Raw genomic sequence first — 21142 nt, forward strand, 5'->3', positions numbered from 1 at the left:
GCGACAACTGGCTAAATAGTACTCATGTACTGCTTGCTGTGGGGAGGGTTCGGTGAGGATGGTGGCCTTCGACATCTGGTGTTGGCTGACTCCCCTTACCTCGTGGCCATGGCGCTGATCGATCAGCAGGGCCGGCGCGCCCTGCCTCTGGGTGGACGGTCTCAGAAAGAGGTGGCTCCGCAGGGTGAGGCTCCGGAGGCGTTGGGCCATGCTCTGGTGCTTGAGCTGCTGTTGCGGGTGTGGCAGCGCAGTGATCAGGGTGTGCTGCAGCGTGCGGCTGGAGTCGACAGCCTGCTGCTGGTGGAGCTGCCGATGGAACGGCTGCCGGAGGACGTGCCCAGGCTCAAGGCGGACTGGTTGAACACGGGAGATACGTCTGCGTTCAAGGCGGGATTGCAGGCTTTCTCCCCGCGGGCCTGGACGGTTTTGATCGAAAAATTCAAGCCTGTGGCTCTGCAGCCGTTGTGGTGAGGGGCGCTTGCTCCCAGATGTTCACAGCCACGGAATAGCGCTCGCCTTCGAAGGGATTGATCCGATGCAGGATGCCGGGGGAGAACAGCACCAAGCGGTTCACCACCGGTGGGATCGAGATCACCGAGCGGAAGGTGGGTAACGGCCCCTGGTATCCGTTCTCGATCGGAGGGTTGTCGGCCACCAGGAGTTCGCCGCCAGCGCAGCTCACGTGGGGGTAGAACACGGTGGACAGCAAGGGCAGTAGGAAGCGGCCGCTACATCGACCTTCCAGCTCGTCCTTGTCGATGTGCCAGTCGAGATCGTTGTTGGTGTTGCACCACCACTCGACTCCGGCCCGTTGGGGGGCAAATGGTGTTGCCAGAGGGAGCAGGGCCTCGTCGAGGTAGCGATCGACGACGGCTTGCTGAGCGGCTGCGTGAATCGAGCGGGGAGAACCGGTTTCGGGTCGCCAGCTGAATTGAGCATCACCATCGTGTTGCTCCTTGAGCCGCCCGTAGATGTCACAGAGGTCGCGCAGGTCCTGGAGGGCGCTGGCGGGCAGAAGGTTGTCGATGACGTGCAGCACGGTCAGGCCTCCTCTGCGGCTTGTGCCTGCAGATGCATCAAGTGCTGAAACGCTTCGCTGCTTGTATCTCGACCGATTTTTTTGAGACCGAACTGATCGCCTTTTTGAAGCAGTCGATCGATCGCTTTGCGGGGTACTTTTTTTTCTTTTGGTACGTCAATAAGAGGGCGCTGAAAAACGGCATCCTGGCCTTCTAGGAAATGAAGAATGCTGGGAATCGCGATTTCGGTGACTGGCCAGACGCGTTGGGGTTTCTTCTTGAAGTAATCATCTTTGAAGTAATGGTTGTAAAGAACGCCGAAGAGCTGGAAGACAGGCCAAGGCATAAAGGCACCGCAGACTCGCCCACTTCGCAGTTTTGAAACATCTCCATCCAGCATCTCTTGGGTAAATCGTTGAACTCGACGATCTGCTTTGGCTTTTTCGGTCCATTTCCAACGGACATTGCTGAACTTGAAAAAGTTGTTCCCGCAGCCAATCCGGTGGTTTTGGAGCTGATCTTTTGCTTTGCCTGAAACCAGGAGGTCTGTATCGGTGTGAATCAGAACCTTGTCGTGGATGTGCTGATCGGCAAGTGCCGTTTTGATCAGTTCACACAGGGCGTAGGCCGTACAAACTCGCCAGGTGGGTTGCTGCCGTTGTGTGAACACGATGCTGTGCCCCTCCCGTTCGGCGAAGGCGGTGAGTTCGGATTGGAGATCAGGGTGACTCTCCAGAGACACGTGGAAGTAATGACGCAACTCAAAGGGCGCAAGAAAGACCCTGTAGTTCTCAAGTTGTCGGGCGATGTGATCAATCGACTGGCCGTGGATCGGGGACAGCAGAGCCAGACGCATGGTCGAGGGGAAAAGATCAGCGGCCATCCGTGAACCCTAAGCGCGGTGATAGGGGCTGCCTTGGACAATCGCTTGGGCCCGGAACAGTTGTTCCACAAGCATCAGCCGCGCCAGTTCGTGGGGGAAGGTCATCGGGGAGAGGCTCAGTCGCCATTGGGCCTGCGCCTTGAGCTCGGCGGTGAGACCGTCGGCTCCACCAATCACAAAGGCCAGCCGCTGGTTGCCGAATTGCTCGAGTCGTTGTGCGAAGGGAACCGACGCCAAGGTGTCGCCCTGTTCCATCAGCGCAATCAGGGTTTCATCGGGCCGCAGGGCTGCCCTGATGGCATCGGCTTCCTTGTCTGGGTTGCTGTCGCGCAGTTCGCTGATGGTCAACCCAGGCAGCCGTTTCAGATAGAGGTCAATGCCGTCCTGAATCCAGCCACGCCGCACTTTGCCCACCGCAAGAATCCGGCAACGGGCCGGGTTCAAACGTCGTCTCCTTCGTCCTCGAGCAGCAGCTGCCCGAAAGCCACGTAGAGGCTTTCCTCCTCGCTGCCCGGGTCCACCTTCGGCCGTTTCGGCTGGGTGTTTTTTCCCGGTCCGGGCTGGCTGCGCGCTGGTGCGGCAAGGGCTGGTGTGGTGTCGTTTCTGTTGAACGGCGACGGTGGAGCCGATGGTTTGCGTTGGGCTTCCAACTGTTTGAGGCGGTCCATCAGGTGCTCAGGAACGGTGCCGTCCTGGCTGGCCTTCATCAGTTCCCGGAAGAGATCTTCGGGGTTCTTCTCGGTTTCAACGCGATGGCGAACCTGGCTGGCTTTTGGAGCGACCGCAGGCTTTTCCGGTTCCGGCAGGCGCGCGGGGAGTTGACGCCCCAACTCACGCAGGCGCTCAAGGCTGCGGGGATCAAAACTCATGGTTCAAGCGCAACCGAGACTTTCGCGGGTGCTGCGGCCCGTGACGGAATTCGTTCCGTCGGCAACGGCGCAGAGGCTTTTGAGTTGGTCTCCCCGCATGGGAACGTCGGTGAAGTCGGCTCCCGTGATCAACACATCGCTGAAACGTGTGTTGAAAGCAAAAGCTCCCTCCAGCACGGCGTCCTCAAGGTTGGTGCCAGTCATCACAGCGGCATCAAGGGTGGCTTCGCGCAGGTCGGTGCCGCTGAGGTCGGCATCCTGCAGCTTGGCGCCGTAGAGGCTGGCTCCCCGCAGATCTGATCCGGAGAGGTTGGCTTCGCGCAGGTTGCTGAGGTTGAAGGTGGCCCCCCGCAGGTCCTTGTTCGAGTAGTCGGCACCGATCAGCACCTGTTTGGCCACATCCATCGCGGCGTGGGCCGGAGCCGCCAACAGCCACTGGCATGAAAACACCACCAGAGAGATCAGTATGGCCGTGAAGCGTTTGCGCATGATCGGAACCATCACAGCTGAACCCTAGAACTGTTCCAGGGGGGAATGGTTTGAACCAGGACGTGATGGTTCAAGCCGGTGGGGTGTCAATGCAGCGGTGGCTGGGCGGAGCAGCAGGCCTTGCAGCAGCTGGAAGCGCAGGGATGGCGATTGCTGGACCGCAATTGGCACTGCCGCTGGGGCGAGCTCGATCTGGTGCTGGAGCGGCAGCTGCTGCTGCTGGTGGTGGAGGTGAAGGGGCGTCGCATGGGGCATCACGACCGCCATGGCCTTGATGCCTTTCATTCCGCCAAACGGCGCCGTATGGCTCGCGCGATCAGTTGCTGGAGAGCGGTGCATCCGGCATCAGCTGAGCAGCTGCTTCGGGTCAAGTTGGCCCTTGTTCCCCTTAACAACACCCCGTCGAACGATTCGCTGGATTGATGTGGAACGGCTGTGCTGATGCACAGTTGATCCATGGGTTTCTCCGGACATCACGCCCGCAAGCGTTTCGGTCAGCACTGGTTGCTGGACGAATCCGTGCTGCAACGAATCATCGAAGCCGCTGATCTGCAGTCCACCGATCGGGTGCTGGAGGTGGGGCCCGGTCGCGGGGCGTTGACCGAGCGTCTGCTGGCCGCGGGGCTGAAGGCGGTGCATGCGATTGAGCTCGACCGCGATCTGGTGCAAGGCCTTCGGGACCGTTTTGTGGTTCAGCCTGGGTTCAGCCTCCATCAAGGTGATGTTCTTGAAGCCCCACTGGAATTAAGTGATGGCCGCATCGCCGACAAGGTGGTGGCCAACATCCCTTACAACATCACCGGCCCACTGCTGGAGCGGTTGGTGGGCCGACTGGACCGGCCGGTGGATCCGCCCTACCAACGGCTTGTGTTGCTGGTGCAGAAAGAGGTGGCTGAACGGATTCGTGCCCGGCCTGGCCACAGCAGCTTCAGCGCCCTGAGTGTGCGCATGCAGTTGCTGGCCCGGTGCCATTCGGTGTGTCCGGTGCCGCCGCGCTGTTTCCAGCCGCCACCAAAGGTGCAATCGGAAGTGATCTGCCTGGAGCCCTTGCCGGCCTCGGAGCGGGTTATGCCGGACCTGGCCGCTCGGGTGGAATCGCTGCTGAAGCAGGCGTTTCTGGCGCGGCGCAAGATGTTGCGCAACACCCTGGCGGGTGTGGCTGAGCCAAACCGCTTGAAGGATCTTGCGGCCTCTGCGGGTTTCAGCCTGCAGCAACGGCCCCAGGAACTCGCGCCCGCCACCTGGGTCGCCCTGGCCAGGGGTTTGAATCGGGGCGACTGAACAACCACCATGATCACGGTGTCGGCCCCGGCCAAAGTCAACCTGCACCTAGAGGTCCTGGGGCTGCGCTCGGACGGTTTCCATGAGCTGGCCATGGTGATGCAGAGCATCGACTTGGCGGATCGCCTGAGCTTTCAGAACACCGCCGATGCACAACTCAGCCTCACCTGCGATGACGCCAGCCTCAGCGTCGGCGACGACAACCTGATCCTCCGGGCCGCCCAGTTGCTGCGGGACCGTTCGGGTTTTAGTGAATTGGGGGCGTCAATTCATCTGGAGAAGCGCATCCCTATCGGTGCTGGCCTGGCTGGTGGCTCCAGCGACGGCGCCGCGGCACTGGTAGGTCTGAATGCTCTGTGGGGCTTGGGCCACAGCACCGCGGATCTGGAGCGAATGGCCGCTGAGCTCGGTTCAGACATGCCCTTCTGTGTGGCCGGAGGATGTCAGCTCTGCTTCGGGCGAGGCGAACAACTGGAAGCCGTGCCGCCAACGCCCCAACCCTTGGCGGTGCTCTTGGTCAAAGACCCCACGGTGAGCGTCTCAACGCCCTGGGCCTACAAGCGTTGCCGCGAGCTCAAGCAATCCCACTACCTCGCTGATGAGGCGGCTTTTGAACAACGCCGGCAAGCCTTGCGCAGCGTTGATTGGCTCCAGCCATTGCGCAGCGATTTGCCACCTCCTTTGCGCAATGACCTGCAGGACGTGGTGGCGCCCGAAACAGCTGCGGTGCGTTCGGCGCTCGATTTGTTGGACAGCGTTCCCCAAAGCTTGGCGGTGGCCATGAGCGGTTCTGGACCCAGTTGCTTCGGGCTGTTCTCCGATCTGGCGTCGTGCCGCCATGCGCAGGATCAGCTTGCTACCCAGCTGGAGCGTGCCGGCCTGAAGGCCTGGTCTTGCGCCCTCCGCAGCGATGGCGTGAGGATCGAGGCATGACTGATGTCCCCACACCAGAGAGCCCCGAACCACGGGATCCGCGCAAAGGTCCGCTCAGTTTTCTCTCCGGAGCCCTGACGGCTGGGCTTTTGGCCTGGCTGGCCCTGGGGTTAAGTCGGCGGATGGTGGTGTACTTCGCCGTTCATCCCCCGCACTACAGCTCGCCGATTGCCCAAAACATCGCCGTCACCCTCAAGACCCTGCTGGTGGGTTTGTCCTTCCTGGCCACCTTCAGCACTGCTTTTGTGGCCCTCGGCCTGACCCTGGTGTTTCTTCGCAGTCTCTTTACGGCTCGCGATCAGAACCCTGCCTAGCATCCGCTCATTGCCAGGGTTCGGATGACGCCCCACGACCTCGGCCAGCTGGCTTTGCTGCTGTCTCCGGCCATGCTGCTTTCAGTGTTGTTGCTGTTCACTTTCGCTGCTGGCGGTTGACCCTGCGCTGACTGAGATAGCTTGGCCTCACCACCCGGATAGGCCGGGATCACTGTGACGCCGTGGCAGGAACACTTCTCTTCAACGCCCTTCGGGAAGCCATCGACGAGGAGATGGGGAGAGACCCCCACGTCTGCGTGATGGGGGAGGACGTCGGTCATTACGGCGGCAGCTACAAGGTCACCAAGGATCTGGCGGAGAAATACGGCGATCTCAGGGTGCTCGACACACCAATTGCTGAGAACGGCTTCACCGGAATGGCGGTTGGTGCGGCGATGACCGGTCTCCGGCCGATCGTTGAGGGCATGAACATGGGCTTCCTGCTCCTGGCCTTCAACCAGATCTCCAACAACATGGGGATGCTCCGCTACACCAGCGGGGGCAACTTCACCATTCCCACCGTGGTGCGCGGCCCCGGCGGTGTTGGGCGTCAGCTTGGTGCTGAGCACAGCCAACGGCTTGAGGCCTACTTCCATGCTGTTCCCGGCATCAAGATCGTGGCATGCAGCACGCCCACCAATGCCAAAGGCCTGATGAAGGCCGCGATTCGCGACAACAATCCTGTGCTCTTCTTCGAGCACGTCCTGCTGTATAACCTCAGCGAGGAGCTCCCCGAAGGCGACTACACCTGTGCCCTCGACCAGGCGGATCTGGTGAAGGAAGGAACCGATGTGACGATCCTCACCTACTCCCGGATGCGTCATCACTGCCTCAAGGCTGTGGAGCAACTGGAGGCAGAGGGTGTGAGCGTTGAACTGATCGATCTGATCAGCCTCAAGCCCTTCGACATGGAGACAATCAGCCGCTCCATCCGCAAGACCAACAAGGTGATCGTGGTGGAGGAATGCATGAAGACCGGCGGCATCGGAGCCGAGTTGATTGCGCTGATCACCGAGCAGTGCTTCGACGACCTGGATGCCCGGCCTGTGCGTCTTTCCAGTCAGGACATCCCCACCCCTTACAACGGTTCTCTGGAGAACCTCACGATCATTCAGCCGCATCAGATCGTTGAGGCGGCTCAGGCGTTGGTCAACAAGGGCATCTGACGTTGATGGCGCGTTATCAGGGTTGGTTTGCCCTTGTTCTTGCCCTGGCGATCGGCGCTGGGATGTTTTTGGTTCGTACGCCGCTGGAACTGGGCCTCGACCTACGGGGCGGCAGTCAGCTCACCGTTGAAGTGAAGCCAGCCGGCGAGATCACCCGGGTTGGCGCCGAAGAGATGGAAGCGGTGAAAGCCGTGCTCGATCGTCGGGTCAACGGTCTTGGTGTGGCTGAGTCCACCCTGCAGACGGTGGGTGAGTCGCAGCTGGTGTTGCAGCTCCCCGGCGAGCAGGATCCCACCGCCGCCGCGCGGGTTCTGGGCGATACGGCCCTGCTCGAGTTTCGTGCCCAAAAGTCCGACACCGAGGCTGAGTTCCGTGGGCTGAGGCAGCTCCGTTCCCAGGTGGAAGCGATCCTCAGGTTGCGTGAGGATCAGATCCGCCGTGGTGAGACCCCGGAACCACTGGATCTTGACCAGCTGAAGTCAACCCAGCAGACCCTGGGTCTTGATGGCCAGGCCAGTACAGAGGAGGAGCAGCTGCGTCAGCTTCTGAACAAAGTTGATTCCGATCTGCTCACGATGCTTGAGCCGGCAGCTCTGACGGGCAAGCAGCTGGTGACAGCAGGCCGCCAACCGCTCCAGAATAATCCGAACAACTGGGAGGTGACCCTCAATTTCGATGGTGAGGGTGCTGAGGCCTTCGCTGATCTCACCAAATCGATTGCTGGTACCGACCGGTTGCTGGCCATCACCTTGGACGATCAGCTGATCAGTGCCGCCAGCGTTGGCCCCCAGTTCAAAAGCGCAGGAATCTCAGGTGGAGCAGCCACCATTAGTGGCAATTTCAGCGCCGAAACGGCCCGTGAGCTGGAGGTGAAGCTGCGCGGCGGCTCCCTGCCCCTCCCGGTTGAAGTGATCGAGGTCCGCACCATCGGGCCCACTTTGGGAGCAGAGAACATCCGCCGCAGCCTGGTGGCTTCCCTCTCGGGTCTGGCTCTGGTGGCGGTGTTCATGGTGGTGGCCTATCGCCTGCCGGGGGCGGTGGCCGTGATGGCCCTGAGCCTTTATGCCCTGTTCAACCTGGCGGTGTACGCCTTGATTCCGGTCACCCTCACGTTGCCGGGAATCGCTGGTTTCATTCTTTCAATCGGCATGGCCGTGGATGCCAATGTGCTGATTTTTGAGCGGATCAAGGACGAATTACGGCGGGGCAACACCTTGATCCGGTCGATCGATACAGGCTTCTCTGAAGCCTTTTCATCGATCGTTGATGGTCACCTGACCACGTTGATCAGCTGCGCAGCTCTGTTCTTCCTCGGCACCGGCCTGGTCAAGGGCTTTGCCGCGACCCTGGGCATTGGTGTTCTGCTGAGTTTGTTCACGGCCCTGACGTGCACCCGCACCCTGCTTCGTTTCCTGATGGGCTACGCCGGTCTGCGTCGTGCCAGCAATTTTCTGCCCACCTGGCAACTTCCTTCCCCCACCGCCTGAACCATGACTGAAGCTTCGTCATCGGCACAAGCGGCCACGGTCCTCAGCCTGCGCTGGTCCCTCAGCAGCATGCGCCGCAAGGTGTGGCTGATCTCTGGTCTAGTGGTTCTGATCAGCCTGTTGGGCTTGTTGCTCAGTTGGTTGGACCCTGCGATTCATGCTCCCCTCCGTCCGGGTCTGGATTTCACCGGCGGCACACAGATCCAACTGGAACGCCGTTGTGATGACGCCTGCGCTGAGCTCAAGGCGATTGATGTCTCGGATGTGATCCGCAGCCTGGAGCTGCCTCAGGAGGCGGGCCAACCTCTCCCCAACCTGGGCGCTCCCCGGGTGCAGCTTCTGGATGGCGGTCAGTCGTTGTTGCTGCGCCTGCCAACGTTGTCGGCTGCCCAGGGCCAAGCGGTGATTGAGGCGGTTGAACCCGTTGCAGGGCCGTTCCTCTCCGGTGGTCAATCGGTCGACACGATCGGGCCGAGCCTGGGCAAGCAACTGCTGCGCAGCAGCTTGATCTCTCTGTTGGTGGCGTTTGGGGGTATTGCGGCCTACATCAGCTTCCGCTACGACCGCCGCTACTCCTTTCTTGCTCTGGTGGCGCTGGCCCATGACGTGGCGATCGTCTGTGGTGTCTTTGCCTGGCTCGGAGTTGTGCTTCAGCTGGAGGTGGACAGCCTGTTTGCGGTTTCACTGCTGACGATTGCCGGGTATTCGGTGAACGACACGGTGGTGGTCTTCGATCGCATCCGCGAACGCAGCAAGGACGCCCCCGATCTGCCGCTCTCACTGCAGGTGGATCAAGCGGTTTCCGCCACATTGACCCGCACGCTTTACACCAGCGGAACCACCTTGCTGCCTCTCTTGGCGCTCGTGTTTTTCGGTGGAGCAACGCTCTATTGGTTTGCGATCGCCCTTGCCCTCGGGGTTGTCGTTGGTTCCTGGTCGAGCATTGCCCTGGCACCGTCGCTGCTCACGCTCTGGGACCGCTCCCTTGACTAATGCCAAGGGTGGTGAATCAGAACGGAGACGCCGTGCTGTCCCAGCCCGTTGGTTCCCGATTCTGTTGATCCTGCTGGCTCTCGGTGATCTGCGCACCGAAGTCCTGCTGCTCAGTGATCAGTTCACCGTCACAGGGCTTGGTTATGCCATTCGGCATCATCAGCTTGCTGTAGTGGTCTTGCTCGGTTCCAGCTCCCTCTGGCGTCGTTTCGGTTAACGCTTTGTGCTGTTGCCGAATTCATGCCAGATCGAATCCCAGGTGCGTTGTTTGACCTCCGCATTCCATTGCCCCTGGCTGTGGGTGGAGGCCCACCACGATTCGAACAGGTCGTGGGCTTCCTCGTGCAACAACTCAGGGTCCAGATTCTCGCGAACCAACTGCATCACGGCCTGCCTCAGTTCCTCGTAACGGGAGAAATTGAAGATGACGTCCAAGCCTGTTCGTCTCAAGACCTATTGGACACATTATTGGATTGAAGGGCGTGGAGGTCGCTTTTTCGGTATCGTTATGAACGTCAGTTCTTGGGAAGCCTGAGCTACGACACCTTTGGTTGCTCAGGTTCCATGGAGTTGAATCCTGGTCTCAGCGAGGTGGTCTTCGGCTTGCGTGCTGAGGTAGAAGCTCTGAAGACGCGTTTGAACAAGATTGAGCGTGGTCAAGAGGTGGCGGTCTCTGCGGCCTATTGGCAAGCGGTTGAGCGGGAGCGTGATTCGAGCGAAAAAAAGAAACGTCACCTGCTCTGATGTGGTCGAAAAAAATGGGACCCTCTCCCAAGAGTCCCAAGGCTCGACGCGTCGTTCTCACGACTCCGTAAAAATACTCACACAGCGCGGGTCTCAGGTGTGACCCCTGCTACAGGGTGTTCCGTGGGTTACATCTTTCGAGGACATTGTCAGGCCCAGCGGTCCATGATCTGCTGCACCACCACCCGCTGCATCAACACCTGAAGCACCACCACCAAAGGAAGGGCCAGCAGCACGCCCGGAAGCCCGAGAAGAGCGCCAAGGCTGAGCTGGGCCGTTAAAGCCACTGTTGGCAGCAGATTCACGGTTTTGCGCAGCAGCAGTGGTGTGAGCAGAAAAGCCTCCAGGTTCTGCAGCACCAGCCGGAACACCAGAACCGACAGCATCAATTGCGGCGACTGCAGCAGGGCCAATCCCGCGGGCAGCAGCGTTGCCGCCGTAGGCCCGATGGTCGGAACGAACGTGAGCAGGCCACAGACCAGGGCACTCAACAGGGCCAAGGGTGCCTTAATCAGCATAAGGCCTCCCCAGGTGAGCAGAAACACGGTGGTGGAGGAAAGGGTCATGCCACTGAGCCACCCCCCCAAGGCTTGCCTGCATTCATCCAGCAGATGTTCCATCTGCTCCCGGGCAGGTCGGGGGGTCATGGCCACCACCATGCGCCGATGGGCGTTTGGATCCAAGGCCAGCAGGATCGCGAGCAGCACCATCAAGAACAGTTGAACCAGCGAATTGGCTGCACCTCCTGCGAACCCCAGCAATGGCTGAAGTCCATTCAGGTTGAGGCCCTCACCCACAGCGTCATTTAGCTGCGCCAGGCGAGGCTCATTGCTCAGCAGGTCGGACACCTTGCTGACCAACTGCGGCAGATCCCGACCCAGTTGCTGGAACTGGTTGATCAGTTCCGGCACCAGCAGCTGCCCCAGCAGTCCACCGGTCAAGATCAAAATCCCCAGCACGGCCGCCAGGGCCTGGGGGCGCTTCAGTGGGGTTCGCTTCTGAACCTGCGCAATCAGCACATCCAGGGCTACGGCCACCACAACGGCGCCAAAGAGCACCAGCAGCACCCAACGCAGGTGCCAGAGCAACAGCACCAGCACCACCAAGGTGAGTGCAACAAGAAACGTGCCGGCTGTCATTGAACCGGCTCCAGGCGTTTCCAGCGATCCAAGACATCGTGGATCAGGACTTCACGAATGATCACCTGCAGCACCACCGCCAACGGCAGCGCCATCAGCAGGCCGAGGGGACCAAACAGGAGAGTGAACAGGAATTGAGCTGCAAGAGTCAAACCGGGCAGCAGCTTCACCTGGTGGTGCATCACCGATGGAGTGATCACGTAACTCTCGATGTTCTGGATCACCACGTAGGCACCCAGCACCGCAGCTGCCTTCCAGGGGGCATCCAACAGGGCCACCGCCATCGGGAAGATCGTGCTCATGGTGGGCCCCACATTGGGGATCACGTTCAACAGCCCTGCAAGGAGTGCATTGGCAAGAACGAGCTTCACGCCCAACAGCGTTAAAGCAATGCTGCAAAGCACAAACACGGCCAAGGAGCTGATCAATACACCCACCATCCAGCTGCTCAAGGCAGCACCGCACTGATCCAGGATGCGACGCCCTCGGCGTCGGTAGAAGGAGGGAATCAACTGCAGACCAATATTTCGATAGGCCTGGGGCTGAATGCTGATCATCAGAGCCACCGCAAGCACGAACAACAGGCGCAGAATGCCGTTGCCGAGGTTGCCGGCCAAACCGAGCAGGCCCAGCACCCCACTGCCTAGTCCAGCGGCGAGTGATGAACCATCGGGCACGAGTTGGCGGGGACCACTTAGTCCCAGGTCATCGAGGTCGGGGAATGCATCAGCGCCGTAAATGGCTTCACTGATGTTGTCGATCCAACCGAGGCCAAGTCGCATCAGGGTCTGCCCCGCTTCGGGCAGCTTCTGCAACAGCAGTGCAAATTCCTCAAGGAACGGGGGGACAACAACACCAGCCGCACCCGCTACCAGCAACAACAACCCAACGATGCAGAGCAACAGTGCGAGAGGCCTTTGCATTGGCCGCCGCTCGCGAAGGATGCCGACAAGCGTGCACAGAGCCATTGCTAGAACCACTGCTGCAAAGATCAGCAGCAGCAGCTCACGCAGCGACCACAACAGGACGATGGCTGCAATGAACGCCGTCAGTAGCAGCCACTGGGGCAGTCTCAAGCTTGTTGATTGTCGGCCCCTTCAGTCTGATCGGAATCCTGGCTTTGTGAATAACCCAAGCCATTGGCATCGGCGTAGCGCTGCGCGAAACGCATGAACCGTTCGAAGTCCTGTTCGGATTTCCATGAGTAAACGGCTTCAAGTGCACTGGCGGTGCCGTTCACGAATTTGCCATTCACTTCCCGGGTGACCATTTCGCCTTCTTCATCCACCATCCACATTCCGGTGATGTCACCCATGGTTTCGGGCGCAATCGCAGCTGGCTGTTCGAAACGGAAGGTTGCTTGCCCTGTGCGGCCGTCACGGCTGCGGGTCAGACGGATGTCGGGCACCACAGGCTCGTTGACTCCCCGAAAGAACTGAATCGCTGCTTTGCTCACGTCGTTCTCGAACCATCGATGAGAGCGATCTTAATCGGGGATTTCAACAAACCCCCGGTCGATCAAGGTCTCGGCGGCTTGATCAGGGCTGAGCCCTGAGAGATCGATCGCGTTGCGTCTGGGCGATCGCGCCAGTTCATGGTCGTAACAGCGGTCGTAGTAATCGAGCGTGGCGCGGCAGGCGCTGTCCCAGTCTTCCCTGGCAATGGCTTCGAGGGCTTCCTTGGTGCGCTGGGGGCCCAGGCGTCGACTGATCCGTTCGGTTGCCTCAGCCAGAGCGGCTCCCCCCTGATGGCCGTACACCTGCACCAATTGGTTCACCCGTTCTGTCAGCTCGCGCTGAATCTCCAATACAGGCGCCTCTTGCATCTGATCAAACAGGGGCTTGGGAATGCGGCAGCGGCCCACCTGGATGCTTTCCGCCTCCAACCAGATGGCTGTGGCCCCACGGCGTTGGTGTTGATCCAAAGCCTCAGCCAATTGGTTCTCGTAGTGCTCGGTGCTGGGTTGATCCGGCAGCCCCAGACCGCCGAAACTGCTGCCGCGGTGGTTGGCCAGCCCTTCCAGATCCACCACGGCTGCACCGCGCGCTGCCATGGCCAACAGCAGATCGGTCTTCCCTGTGCCCGTGCGGCCTCCCATCACGCGAAGGGGCCAGATCTGCTCAAATCGGCCCTGAGCCCAGCGCCGATAGCTCTTGTAGCCCCCCTGAAGGAGCCTGGGCTTGAGATCGATCTGCTGGGCCAGCCAGGCCACGCTGGCCGAACGCATTCCGCCCCGCCAGCAGTAGATCCGTGGATCCCCCTGGTCGCGAAGGCTTTCCAGTTGACGGGCCAGGCTGCTCAGCTTGGGGCCGGTGAGTTCAAGCCCAAGGTGAATCGCTGGCGTGCGCCCCTGCTGCTTGTAGGCGGTGCCCACTGCGGCACGTTCCTTATCGTCGAAAAGAGGCACGTTGATGGCCCCAGGCCAGTGGCCTTTCGCGAATTCACCGGGGCTGCGAACGTCCACAAGCGGACCTTTCAGCTCGCGAAGCTGCTGAATCTCGATTGAACCTGTTTCGCCCATGCCTGACATAGTGGCCAACACCGAGCCAGTTGGGGCCGGTTGCGACTCATGCTCTCCGGTTCCACACCCGCCACCAAACTCAGCGTTGATCAGCTGCTGGATCGTTTCGCGAAGGGAACACCTCGCCAGCGCCGTCCGCTGATCAATCAGATCGAAACCCGCTCCGAGGAGTTGGCTGCGGTGGGCTCGGACCTTCTCTCTGGTTTCGACCCCGCCGGTGATGACTGGGCTGCCGGTTGGATCTTGCAGGTGTTGCAGCGCCACCAGCCCGATGCCGTCACTGCTCTGATCCCGTCGTCCGATCAAGGCTGGTGGACCACTGATTCCGGGGTTGGCCTGGATTACGGGCCGCTGCAGCAGGAGCTTCTCGAAGAGAACTTTGAAGAGGCGGATCGCGTCACCAGCCAGTGCCTGCGCGAATTGGCCGGTGATGCCGCCGTGAAACGGGGCTACGTCTACTTCACAGAAGTTGCGCCGATGTCAGGCGTTGATCTGGTCAGTCTTGATCGGCTCTGGACGGTGTATTCCCAAGGTCGCTTCGGCTTTACAGCCCAGTCCCAGTTGCTGTCAGCCCTTGATGGGCGTTACGAACGTCTTTGGCCCCGAATTGGCTGGAAATGCGATGGCGTCTGGACGCGTTATCCCGGTGCCTTCACCTGGTCCATCGAGGCTCCAGAGGGACACATGCCGTTGATCAATCAGCTCCGTGGCGTTCGCCTGATGGATTCCCTGTTGAATCATCCGGCACTTGTGGCCCGCAGATCCTGACGGGGCTTCCCATCAACGGTAAGTTCGAAAGACCGACGTCAACGGGCCACACTGTGCCGTCCAAGAGGTTTCGCTGGGCTGAGTTCACCTTGCCGTCGACCCTGCAGCTCGCTCCTCTGTTGGAGCTGCTTACCGAGCCCGTCGGTTGTGTGCTCACCAGTCAGCGGATTGAGCTGGGATTGCATGAAGCCCTGGTCAATGCCGTTCGCCATGGCAACGCCGAGAACCCTGCTAAGAAGCTCCGTGTTCGCCGCATCCTCACGCCCAATTGGATGGTCTGGCAGGTTCAGGATGAGGGTTGCGGCCTTCCACAACAGTCCCGCACAGCAACCCTGCCGCCGGCCCTCGATGCTCCCAGCGGCCGTGGGTTGTTTCTGATCCATCAATGTTTTGATGATGTGCGCTGGAGCCGCCGGGGGAATCGCCTGCAGCTGGCCTGCCGCCGGCCCGTCAGTGACGCGGACAGCCCGGATCCTTCAGTTCTCCTCTAACCCACCCGAGCGCCTGTTGGGTCAGGTTCTCCACGTCGGCGCTATTTCCTTGGCGGAGCAGTTGCACCATCGCTGCAGCGAGTAACTCAGCTCCACGCCGCTGTCGGTTGCTCTTCAGTTGATGCCACTCCCGATCGCCGATGCGGAGCAATTGATGCAGTTCTTCCGCCTTGGCTGTGGCGGAAGCAGGCCATGGGGCGTCGGTTGAAGTCATCCCTGAATCAGCAGATCGATCTAGTTTCGGTTGATGTGGGTGCAACGGCGTGGAACAGCGCAAAGGCCAACGACGCGTTCGTGAATTGCGTTGGTTGCACCATGCCTCACGGCTGGTGTTGCAAGGGCAATGTCAGGCCCAAGCCCGATCGGGTGTTGCGGAGCGGCGATGGGTGCAGCGCCGCAAACTTGCTGCGAATCTGATCAGTCAACGGCCCGTCGGCTGGGCCAGCTCACCAGCGTCTGGCGAGCGCTTCTGGAGGGCATTGCGTTTCGGTGGAGCAGGCTTTGCTTTGGCCTGGCTGCTGGCACAGCTTTGAACCCGATAGGAGATCAGGCCACCCGTTGACGATGGGCTTAGCCAACCACCACCAGCGAATTGGAAGCCGGTGCGTCCTCCTTCGTCGGTGAAACCTCCGTGGGCTGTGCCATGTCCTGACCGCGAAGCCAGGCATTGTGCAGGGCTCGCCTGCGTCGATCTTCAGACAACACCAAACGATCGGCAGCTGCATGGGGACTTTCCCCTGGCATCACGGCCGTGCGCAGGCAGATACCGAAACCATGGGCTTCCACCTGCACATGGCCTTCCATCAGCACCACCTGAAACGTCCAGCCCTGAAGCCAACGCAGCCGAAAGGGATTGGTCATGAAGTTCCCTTCGGGATCCAACTCACCCTATGGCTCGGAGCCGTTCGCGCAAGGGACGCTGTCAGGGAATCCTCTCAGCTGGCCTCTGCGATCGGTTTGCGTGCCGACCAGACCCGCGTCATGAAATGGGTTTCCGCGGTGATGCCTTCGAACCCTGAAGCAGCGAGGCGGGCGTCGATGTCGTCGCCGATGTAGTCGCGATAATAGGGCTCATGGAAGACCCGCCGGAAGTTCTCCATCACGGAGGCGAATTTGGCTGAATCAGCCATTTGCACAGAGTCGGCAAGCACGAAAACACCGCCGGGTTCGAGCACACGCCAGGCCTCGTTCAGCACGTTCTGGCGGGCCTCTGCCGGCAGTTCATGCAGCAGGAACACACTGGTGACGGCCTGAACAGATTCATCGGCCAAGGGCAGGGATTCGCCATTGGCACGGATCAGCTGAACCAGGGATGCATCACCGTCATTCAGCCAGCGGTTGGCTTGACGCAAGTACGACTCGGAGAGATCGGTTCCGATCAGCTGCGCGTGGGGCACAGCAGCGCGGATCTGCTGCAGGGTCCGGCCGGTGCCGGTGGCCACATCGAGAATTTTGAGGGAACCCGGAGCACGGTCTGCGAAGTGTTTCAAGCCGCGTTTCAAGGGAGCCAAAACTCTGCGTCGCATGGCATCGGCAGTGCCATTGAAGAGGATCTCCACCTGCAGGTCGTAAAGACCAGCCGAGTGATCACTCAAGTAGCCGTCGGTTTGATGGTGAAAATTCTGGAGGTAGTACTCGGGATAAAGCGCTTTGTCGGTTTGCTTGGGGAGATCGCGCACGTTGCGTTCTCGACGACGATCCCAGGTGGAGGGAAGGTCAATCCAGACCTGGGGGTAGCGGCTGACCCAATCGAGCCAGGGTGCATCGAACAACAACTGCTCTGGATAGATCCCCTGTTCGGCGTCCTGCCAGTCCTGCTCCTGCAGCTTGTTCATATCGAGCCGGAGCTCACCGAGAACTTCGGCGGAAACGGGCTCTGTTTTCGGCACCGCATCCGGCGCCAACAGCTCCATCAGCTTGGTGCTCAGCTCCTTGTGGGCCAGGCCCGCGATGCTTTTGCCTTGCTGAAGCGTTTGGTACGCGAGCTTGCTCAGGGGCGTTGACGCCATCGCGGATTCAGACAACATCACTATTCCAACGAATGAGGCGCGCAATCGCGTGGCCAGCAGTCCACAAAAAAACCCGCCTCCAGAGAGGCGGGTCTTGGGATGCACGGGCACTGATCAGGCGTCGTAGTACATGGTGAATTCGTGGGGGTGCGGCCGCTGGCGCAGCTGCTGCACCTCCTCGTACTTCAGGTCGATCCAGTTGTCGATGAAGTCGTCGCTGAACACACCACCGGCGGTGAGGAAGCCGCGATCGGCATTCAACGCTTCCAGGGCACCGTTGAGGGATGCGGGGACTGTGGCGATCTTCGAGAGCTCTTCAGCCGGAAGTTCGAACAGGTCGCGATCTTCGCCATCGCCAGGATCGATCTGGTTCTTGATGCCGTCTAGACCGGCCATCATCATGGCGCTGAAGGCCAGATATGGGTTGGCGAGGGCATCGCCGGAACGGAACTCGAGGCGCTTGGCCTTCGGGCTCGGGCCGGTGAGCGGGATCCGCACGGCAGCCGAGCGGTTGCCCTCGGAGTAGACGAGGTTCACCGGGGCTTCGAAACCGGGCACCAGACGCTTGTAGCTGTTGGTGGTGGGGTTGGTGAAGGCCAGGAAGGCGGGGGCGTGCTTGAGGATGCCGCCGATGTACCAGCGGGCCGTCTGCGAGAGGTTGGCGTAAGTGCCTTCGCCGAAGAACAGGGGCTGTCCGCCCTTCCAGAGGCTCTGGTGCACGTGCATGCCGGAGCCGTTGTCGTTGAAGACCGGTTTGGGCATGAAGGTGGCCGTCTTGCCGTACTTCTTGGCCACATTGCGCACGACGTACTTGTACGTCATCACGTTGTCGGCGGCCTGGATCAGCTCAGCAAATTTCATGCCGAGTTCGTGTTGGCCCGCGCCGGCCACCTCGTGGTGGTGCTTCTCGGTAGGAATACCCAGCTGACTCATCAGCAGGAGCATCTCGGAGCGGATGTCCTGAGCGGTGTCGTTGGGAGCGACAGGAAAGTAGCCCTCCTTCACCTGGATCTTGTAGGCGAGGTTGCCGCCTTCTTCGATCCGTCCGGTGTTCCAGCCCGCCTCGATCGTGTCAACGCTGTAGAAGGAACCGCCTTCGGCCGAGTTGTAGCGGACGTCGTCGAAGAGGAAGAACTCCGGCTCCGGACCGAAGAAGGCCATGTCGGCTAGGCCGGTGCTGGCCAGGTGGTTCAGTGCCCGCTGAGCCAGGGCTCGGGGGCAGCGCTCGTAGGGCTGGCCAGTGCGTGGCTCCTGAATCGAGCAAATCATGCTCAGTGTTTTGTGCTTATAGAAGGGATCAACCCAGGCGGTGTTGGCGTCCGGCACCATGGCCATGTCGGAGGCCTGGATACCCTTCCAGCCGCGAATGGAAGAGCCGTCAAAAGCAAGGCCCTCCGTGAAGGACTCCTCCTCCAGCAGATCGGTGCAGACCGTCAGGTGCTGCCACTTGCCGTGCAGATCGGTGAATTTGAGGTCGATCAGTTCGATGCCTTCGTCCTTGATCTGGCGCAGGACGTCCTGGGGGGATTTCGACATAAGAAAGGACTGCTCGACTGAATTGTGCAGTGATGTGACCGTAAACAGCCACAAGACACCATTTTGTATCAAGGGGTACGTTTCAACCGCCAGAAGGCGACTGCGTAACCGTTTCTGTCAACTTGGCTGAAATGCAGGCCTGCCAAAGGATCTGCCCGCCTCAACGGTGTTAGCTTCCGCTGGGGATCCTCTGGAGATTCAGGGACATGCGCGATGCAATCAGCGGTCTGATCGGTCGCTACGACCAGCTGGGTCGTTACTTCGATCGTCCAGCCATCGACAGCATCAATGCGTATCTGGATGAATCCGCGCTGCGGATTCAGGCCGTTGAGCTGATCAACGGTTCCTCGGCCGAGATTGTGCGTGAGGCCAGCCAGCGCCTGTTCCGGGATGAACCCGACCTGCTGCTGCCCGGTGGCAACGCCTACACCACTCGCCGGCTCGCCGCCTGCCTGCGGGATATGGATTACTTCCTCCGTTACGCCAGTTACGCCCTGGTGGCCGGTGACTCCACAATCCTCAATGAGCGTGTACTGAACGGGCTCGACGACACCTATAAAAGCCTGGGGGTTCCCACCGGCCCAACGGTCCGCAGCATAGTTCTGTTGGGAGAGGTTGTTTCCGAGATGCTTCTGGCCAAAGGCGCTGCGTCCGATCAGCTCGCCACCGTTCTTCAGCCGTTCGACCATCTGGCCAAGGGGCTCGGCGAAACCAACGTGCGCCAACGCTGAGCCTGAAGGTTGAGCGCAAGATTTGAACAGATTGCAATCGACCCATCCACACCCCTCCAATCGGGCGTGACTGCGTAGGCTCAACACTTCGAACCAACGATCAGGGCTTTGGCGACGACGAACTCACTCCTTCCCGTTGACGATCGTCACCGCAAAGCCTTTGCACCGATCGGCACACCCGACCGCCTCCTGCTTGGACCAGGCCCCTCCAACGCCCATCCAACGGTTCTGACGGCTCTGTCGAGAACTCCGATTGGTCACCTTGATCCTCTCTATGTGGATCTGATGTGTGAGGTGCAGGAACTGCTGCGTTACGCCTGGCAGACCGACAACCGCCTCACACTTCCGATGAGCGGCACCGGCAGTGCTGCCATGGAAGCAACCATCGCCAACACCGTCGAGCCTGGAGACACCGTTCTGGTGGCGGTGAAGGGGTACTTCGGTCTGCGTCTGGCTGACATGGCCGGCCGCTACCGCGCTGAGGTGAAAACTATTGAGAAGCCCTGGGGTGAGTGGTTTTCTCTCGATGAGCTGGAAGTTGCCCTGATTGAGCACAAACCGGCCATCCTGGCGATGGTTCATGCCGAAACCTCCACGGGTGTCTGTCAACCCATGGAGGGCGTCGGCGATCTCTGCCGGAAGCATGATTGCCTTCTGCTGCTCGACACTGTCACTTCTCTGGGGGGTGTGCCGCTCTACATCGATGAGTGGAAAGTCGATCTCGCCTACAGCTGCAGCCAGAAGGGCCTGAGCTGCCCTCCCGGTCTCGGACCATTCACCATGGGTCCCCGTGCCGAGGCCAAGATGACAGCTCGTCAGGGCAAGGTTCCCAACTGGTATCTGGACGTCTCCTTGCTGAACCAGTACTGGGGCAGCGACCGCGTCTACCACCACACCGCGCCGGTCAACATGAACTTTGGCATGCGTGAGGCCCTGCGGCTGTTGGCTGAGGAAGGTCTCGACCAGGCCTGGGCACGCCATCGCAGCAATGCGGAGATGCTCTGGACCGGGCTGGAAAGTCTGGGCCTTTCGATGCATGTGCCGGCCGAGCGCCGACTCCCCACCCTCACCACGGTTCGCATTCCTGACGGTGTGGATGGCAAGGCCTTCAGCCAGCAACTGCTCAACAACCACGGCATTGAAGTTGGTGGTGGACTCGGCAGCCTGGCCGGCAAAATCTGGCGCATCGGCCTGATGGGGTACAACTCCACCCCTGAAAACGTGAACCGTCTGCTCAACCTGTTTGAGACAGAGCTGCCTCGCTTCAGCGGTTCCGTCGCCGCCGCTGCCTGAACCAGCGCTCCAGCTGCTCCCTCGCCTCCGGCTCGCGCACGCTCTGAATCACCTTCATGTGGTGATGGGCACTGGCATGGGTTGAGAGATCAAGGCTCCCCCCCAGACCACCGCGCTTGGGATCTGACGCCGCAAACACCACTGTTCCCATGCGGGCCTGCACCAAGGCACCCGCACACATGGGGCAGGGTTCGAGGGTGACGATCAGTGTGCAGTTGTTGAATCTCCAGTCGTTCTGAACGATCGCTGCCTGTTGTAAGGCCACCAGTTCGGCATGCCCGAGGGGATCCCTGTTGTTCTCGCGACGGTTACGTCCATGGCCGATGGCTCGCCCCTGTCCATCCAGGATCACAGCGGCCACCGGCACCTCTCCTTCCAATCCAACCCCCTCCGCGCGCTGGAGCAGTACGTCCATCCAGCGCGTGATCTCAACCCGCTGATCCACCGCTGTCCAACGTTGTCCTTTGAGAACCATC

31 protein-coding genes are annotated in these 21142 nt (G+C 60.5%); 16 read left to right on the plus strand and 15 right to left on the minus strand.

Annotated features, from left to right (window positions below; all coding sequences use genetic code 11):
• Positions 1–24 precede the first annotated feature (24 nt).
• The gene (locus tag SYNCC9605_RS05900; protein ID WP_011364156.1) at positions 25–471 is read left to right on the plus strand and encodes a hypothetical protein; all 447 of its coding nucleotides are present in this window, start codon (positions 25–27) and stop codon (positions 469–471) included.
• Here the strand turns inward: SYNCC9605_RS05900 and SYNCC9605_RS05905 are convergent.
• Together SYNCC9605_RS05905 and SYNCC9605_RS05910 are read right to left on the minus strand one after the other, a co-directional pair.
• The gene (locus SYNCC9605_RS05905) at positions 440–1039 is read right to left on the minus strand and encodes a 2OG-Fe(II) oxygenase (protein WP_011364157.1); all 600 of its coding nucleotides are present in this window, start codon (positions 1037–1039) and stop codon (positions 440–442) included. The two genes, SYNCC9605_RS05900 and SYNCC9605_RS05905, sit on opposite strands and share 32 nt — an antisense overlap.
• A 2-nt stretch (positions 1040–1041) precedes the next feature.
• Positions 1042–1779, minus strand: a complete 738-nt coding sequence (locus SYNCC9605_RS05910; protein ID WP_257929963.1) for a hypothetical protein — start codon at positions 1777–1779, stop codon at positions 1042–1044.
• Between SYNCC9605_RS05910 and SYNCC9605_RS15420 the strand changes: the two genes are divergently transcribed.
• Positions 1771–1908 carry a hypothetical protein gene (locus SYNCC9605_RS15420; protein ID WP_257929964.1) on the plus strand — a complete coding sequence of 46 codons (138 nt, stop codon included), beginning with the start codon at positions 1771–1773 and terminating at the stop codon, positions 1906–1908. The genes SYNCC9605_RS05910 and SYNCC9605_RS15420 overlap by 9 nt on opposite strands.
• Positions 1909–1911: 3 nt before the next feature.
• Here the strand turns inward: SYNCC9605_RS15420 and SYNCC9605_RS05915 are convergent, their stop codons facing one another.
• From SYNCC9605_RS05915 to SYNCC9605_RS05925, 3 genes are read right to left on the minus strand one after another with little or no spacing between them, the layout of a single operon-like run.
• Positions 1912–2346 (minus strand): 23S rRNA (pseudouridine(1915)-N(3))-methyltransferase RlmH, encoded by a 435-nt coding sequence (locus SYNCC9605_RS05915; protein ID WP_011364159.1) that lies wholly within the window; start codon positions 2344–2346, stop codon positions 1912–1914.
• Positions 2343–2771, minus strand: coding sequence for a hypothetical protein (locus SYNCC9605_RS05920; RefSeq protein ID WP_011364160.1), 429 nt, complete (start codon positions 2769–2771; stop codon positions 2343–2345). The genes SYNCC9605_RS05915 and SYNCC9605_RS05920 overlap by 4 nt, the downstream gene beginning before the upstream one ends.
• 3 nt (positions 2772–2774) lie before the next feature.
• Entirely contained in the window at positions 2775–3260 is a 486-nt protein-coding gene (locus tag SYNCC9605_RS05925; RefSeq protein WP_041435590.1) for a pentapeptide repeat-containing protein, read from the minus strand.
• A 78-nt stretch (positions 3261–3338) separates the two neighbouring features.
• On the opposite strand from SYNCC9605_RS05925, the gene SYNCC9605_RS05930 reads away from it, so the two are divergent.
• The 8 genes from SYNCC9605_RS05930 to SYNCC9605_RS05965 all read left to right on the plus strand — a co-directional run bounded on the left by SYNCC9605_RS05930 (position 3339) and on the right by SYNCC9605_RS05965 (position 9651).
• Positions 3339–3683 carry a YraN family protein gene (locus tag SYNCC9605_RS05930; RefSeq protein WP_011364162.1) on the plus strand — a complete coding sequence of 115 codons (345 nt, stop codon included), beginning with the start codon at positions 3339–3341 and terminating at the stop codon, positions 3681–3683.
• A gap of 33 nt (positions 3684–3716) precedes the next feature.
• On the plus strand, positions 3717–4541 hold the full coding sequence (gene rsmA, locus SYNCC9605_RS05935; RefSeq protein WP_011364163.1) for a 16S rRNA (adenine(1518)-N(6)/adenine(1519)-N(6))-dimethyltransferase RsmA: 825 nt from the start codon (positions 3717–3719) through the stop codon (positions 4539–4541).
• A 9-nt stretch (positions 4542–4550) separates the two neighbouring features.
• On the plus strand, positions 4551–5474 hold the full coding sequence (ispE, locus tag SYNCC9605_RS05940; protein WP_011364164.1) for a 4-(cytidine 5'-diphospho)-2-C-methyl-D-erythritol kinase: 924 nt from the start codon (positions 4551–4553) through the stop codon (positions 5472–5474).
• On the plus strand, positions 5471–5788 hold the full coding sequence (locus tag SYNCC9605_RS05945) for a DUF3082 domain-containing protein (protein WP_011364165.1): 318 nt from the start codon (positions 5471–5473) through the stop codon (positions 5786–5788). The genes ispE and SYNCC9605_RS05945 overlap by 4 nt, the downstream gene beginning before the upstream one ends.
• Before the next feature lie 182 nt (positions 5789–5970).
• Positions 5971–6954, plus strand: coding sequence for a pyruvate dehydrogenase complex E1 component subunit beta (locus SYNCC9605_RS05950; RefSeq protein ID WP_011364166.1), 984 nt, complete (start codon positions 5971–5973; stop codon positions 6952–6954).
• A gap of 5 nt (positions 6955–6959) precedes the next feature.
• Positions 6960–8441, plus strand: coding sequence for a protein translocase subunit SecD (gene secD, locus SYNCC9605_RS05955; RefSeq protein WP_011364167.1), 1482 nt, complete (start codon positions 6960–6962; stop codon positions 8439–8441).
• Positions 8442–8444: 3 nt separating this feature from the next.
• Positions 8445–9434: a protein translocase subunit SecF gene (secF, locus tag SYNCC9605_RS05960; protein ID WP_011364168.1), complete on the plus strand. Its 990-nt coding sequence runs from the start codon at positions 8445–8447 to the stop codon at positions 9432–9434.
• Complete coding sequence (locus SYNCC9605_RS05965) at positions 9427–9651, plus strand: hypothetical protein (RefSeq protein ID WP_011364169.1); 225 nt, start codon at positions 9427–9429, stop codon at positions 9649–9651. Before secF ends, SYNCC9605_RS05965 begins: the two co-directional genes overlap by 8 nt.
• Here the strand turns inward: SYNCC9605_RS05965 and SYNCC9605_RS05970 are convergent.
• Complete coding sequence (locus tag SYNCC9605_RS05970) at positions 9648–9869, minus strand: hypothetical protein (RefSeq protein ID WP_083757066.1); 222 nt, start codon at positions 9867–9869, stop codon at positions 9648–9650. The genes SYNCC9605_RS05965 and SYNCC9605_RS05970 overlap by 4 nt on opposite strands.
• A gap of 129 nt (positions 9870–9998) precedes the next feature.
• Between SYNCC9605_RS05970 and SYNCC9605_RS05975 the strand changes: the two genes are divergently transcribed.
• On the plus strand, positions 9999–10178 hold the full coding sequence (locus tag SYNCC9605_RS05975) for a hypothetical protein (RefSeq protein WP_115132528.1): 180 nt from the start codon (positions 9999–10001) through the stop codon (positions 10176–10178).
• 149 nt (positions 10179–10327) lie between these two features.
• Here the strand turns inward: SYNCC9605_RS05975 and SYNCC9605_RS05980 are convergent, their stop codons facing one another.
• The 4 genes from SYNCC9605_RS05980 to mnmH are packed head-to-tail and all read right to left on the minus strand — an operon-like array spanning position 10328 to position 13847.
• Positions 10328–11317, minus strand: coding sequence for an AI-2E family transporter (locus SYNCC9605_RS05980; RefSeq protein WP_011364171.1), 990 nt, complete (start codon positions 11315–11317; stop codon positions 10328–10330).
• Entirely contained in the window at positions 11314–12393 is a 1080-nt protein-coding gene (locus SYNCC9605_RS05985) for an AI-2E family transporter (protein WP_011364172.1), read from the minus strand. Before SYNCC9605_RS05985 ends, SYNCC9605_RS05980 begins: the two co-directional genes overlap by 4 nt.
• Positions 12390–12773 carry a photosystem II reaction center protein Psb28 gene (gene psb28, locus SYNCC9605_RS05990; RefSeq protein ID WP_011364173.1) on the minus strand — a complete coding sequence of 128 codons (384 nt, stop codon included), beginning with the start codon at positions 12771–12773 and terminating at the stop codon, positions 12390–12392. Before psb28 ends, SYNCC9605_RS05985 begins: the two co-directional genes overlap by 4 nt.
• A 30-nt stretch (positions 12774–12803) precedes the next feature.
• Entirely contained in the window at positions 12804–13847 is a 1044-nt protein-coding gene (gene mnmH, locus SYNCC9605_RS05995) for a tRNA 2-selenouridine(34) synthase MnmH (RefSeq protein WP_011364174.1), read from the minus strand.
• A 39-nt stretch (positions 13848–13886) separates the two neighbouring features.
• Here mnmH and SYNCC9605_RS06000 point away from each other — a divergent pair, with 39 nt between their 5' ends.
• A complete protein-coding gene (locus SYNCC9605_RS06000) occupies positions 13887–14606 on the plus strand; it encodes a GUN4 domain-containing protein (protein WP_041434679.1) in 720 nt (239 codons plus the stop codon).
• A gap of 53 nt (positions 14607–14659) precedes the next feature.
• Positions 14660–15097, plus strand: a complete 438-nt coding sequence (locus SYNCC9605_RS06005; protein WP_011364176.1) for an ATP-binding protein — start codon at positions 14660–14662, stop codon at positions 15095–15097.
• On the opposite strand, the gene SYNCC9605_RS13845 is transcribed toward SYNCC9605_RS06005, so the two are convergent.
• Positions 15057–15311 (minus strand): DUF6439 family protein, encoded by a 255-nt coding sequence (locus SYNCC9605_RS13845; RefSeq protein WP_011364177.1) that lies wholly within the window; start codon positions 15309–15311, stop codon positions 15057–15059. The genes SYNCC9605_RS06005 and SYNCC9605_RS13845 overlap by 41 nt on opposite strands.
• Positions 15312–15360: 49 nt before the next feature.
• Here SYNCC9605_RS13845 and SYNCC9605_RS06010 point away from each other — a divergent pair, with 49 nt between their 5' ends.
• On the plus strand, positions 15361–15630 hold the full coding sequence (locus SYNCC9605_RS06010) for a hypothetical protein (protein WP_011364178.1): 270 nt from the start codon (positions 15361–15363) through the stop codon (positions 15628–15630).
• Positions 15631–15667: 37 nt separating this feature from the next.
• Here SYNCC9605_RS06010 and SYNCC9605_RS06015 read toward each other — a convergent pair whose 3' ends face one another.
• The 3 genes from SYNCC9605_RS06015 to glnA all read right to left on the minus strand — a co-directional run bounded on the left by SYNCC9605_RS06015 (position 15668) and on the right by glnA (position 18642).
• The gene (locus SYNCC9605_RS06015; protein WP_011364179.1) at positions 15668–15958 is read right to left on the minus strand and encodes a hypothetical protein; all 291 of its coding nucleotides are present in this window, start codon (positions 15956–15958) and stop codon (positions 15668–15670) included.
• A 74-nt stretch (positions 15959–16032) separates the two neighbouring features.
• The gene (locus tag SYNCC9605_RS06020) at positions 16033–17106 is read right to left on the minus strand and encodes a class I SAM-dependent methyltransferase (RefSeq protein ID WP_041435593.1); all 1074 of its coding nucleotides are present in this window, start codon (positions 17104–17106) and stop codon (positions 16033–16035) included.
• Positions 17107–17220: 114 nt separating this feature from the next.
• Positions 17221–18642, minus strand: a complete 1422-nt coding sequence (gene glnA, locus SYNCC9605_RS06025) for a type I glutamate--ammonia ligase (RefSeq protein WP_011364181.1) — start codon at positions 18640–18642, stop codon at positions 17221–17223.
• 206 nt (positions 18643–18848) lie between these two features.
• Here glnA and SYNCC9605_RS06030 point away from each other — a divergent pair, with 206 nt between their 5' ends.
• Complete coding sequence (locus SYNCC9605_RS06030) at positions 18849–19373, plus strand: allophycocyanin subunit beta (protein ID WP_011364182.1); 525 nt, start codon at positions 18849–18851, stop codon at positions 19371–19373.
• A 108-nt stretch (positions 19374–19481) separates the two neighbouring features.
• Complete coding sequence (locus tag SYNCC9605_RS06035) at positions 19482–20666, plus strand: pyridoxal-phosphate-dependent aminotransferase family protein (protein ID WP_011364183.1); 1185 nt, start codon at positions 19482–19484, stop codon at positions 20664–20666.
• Here SYNCC9605_RS06035 and SYNCC9605_RS06040 read toward each other — a convergent pair.
• Entirely contained in the window at positions 20638–21141 is a 504-nt protein-coding gene (locus SYNCC9605_RS06040; RefSeq protein ID WP_049749444.1) for a nucleoside deaminase, read from the minus strand. The two genes, SYNCC9605_RS06035 and SYNCC9605_RS06040, sit on opposite strands and share 29 nt — an antisense overlap.
• Position 21142: the final 1 nt, after the last annotated feature.

The organism is Synechococcus sp. CC9605, from assembly GCF_000012625.1.
Lineage (GTDB): Bacteria > Cyanobacteriota > Cyanobacteriia > PCC-6307 > Cyanobiaceae > Parasynechococcus.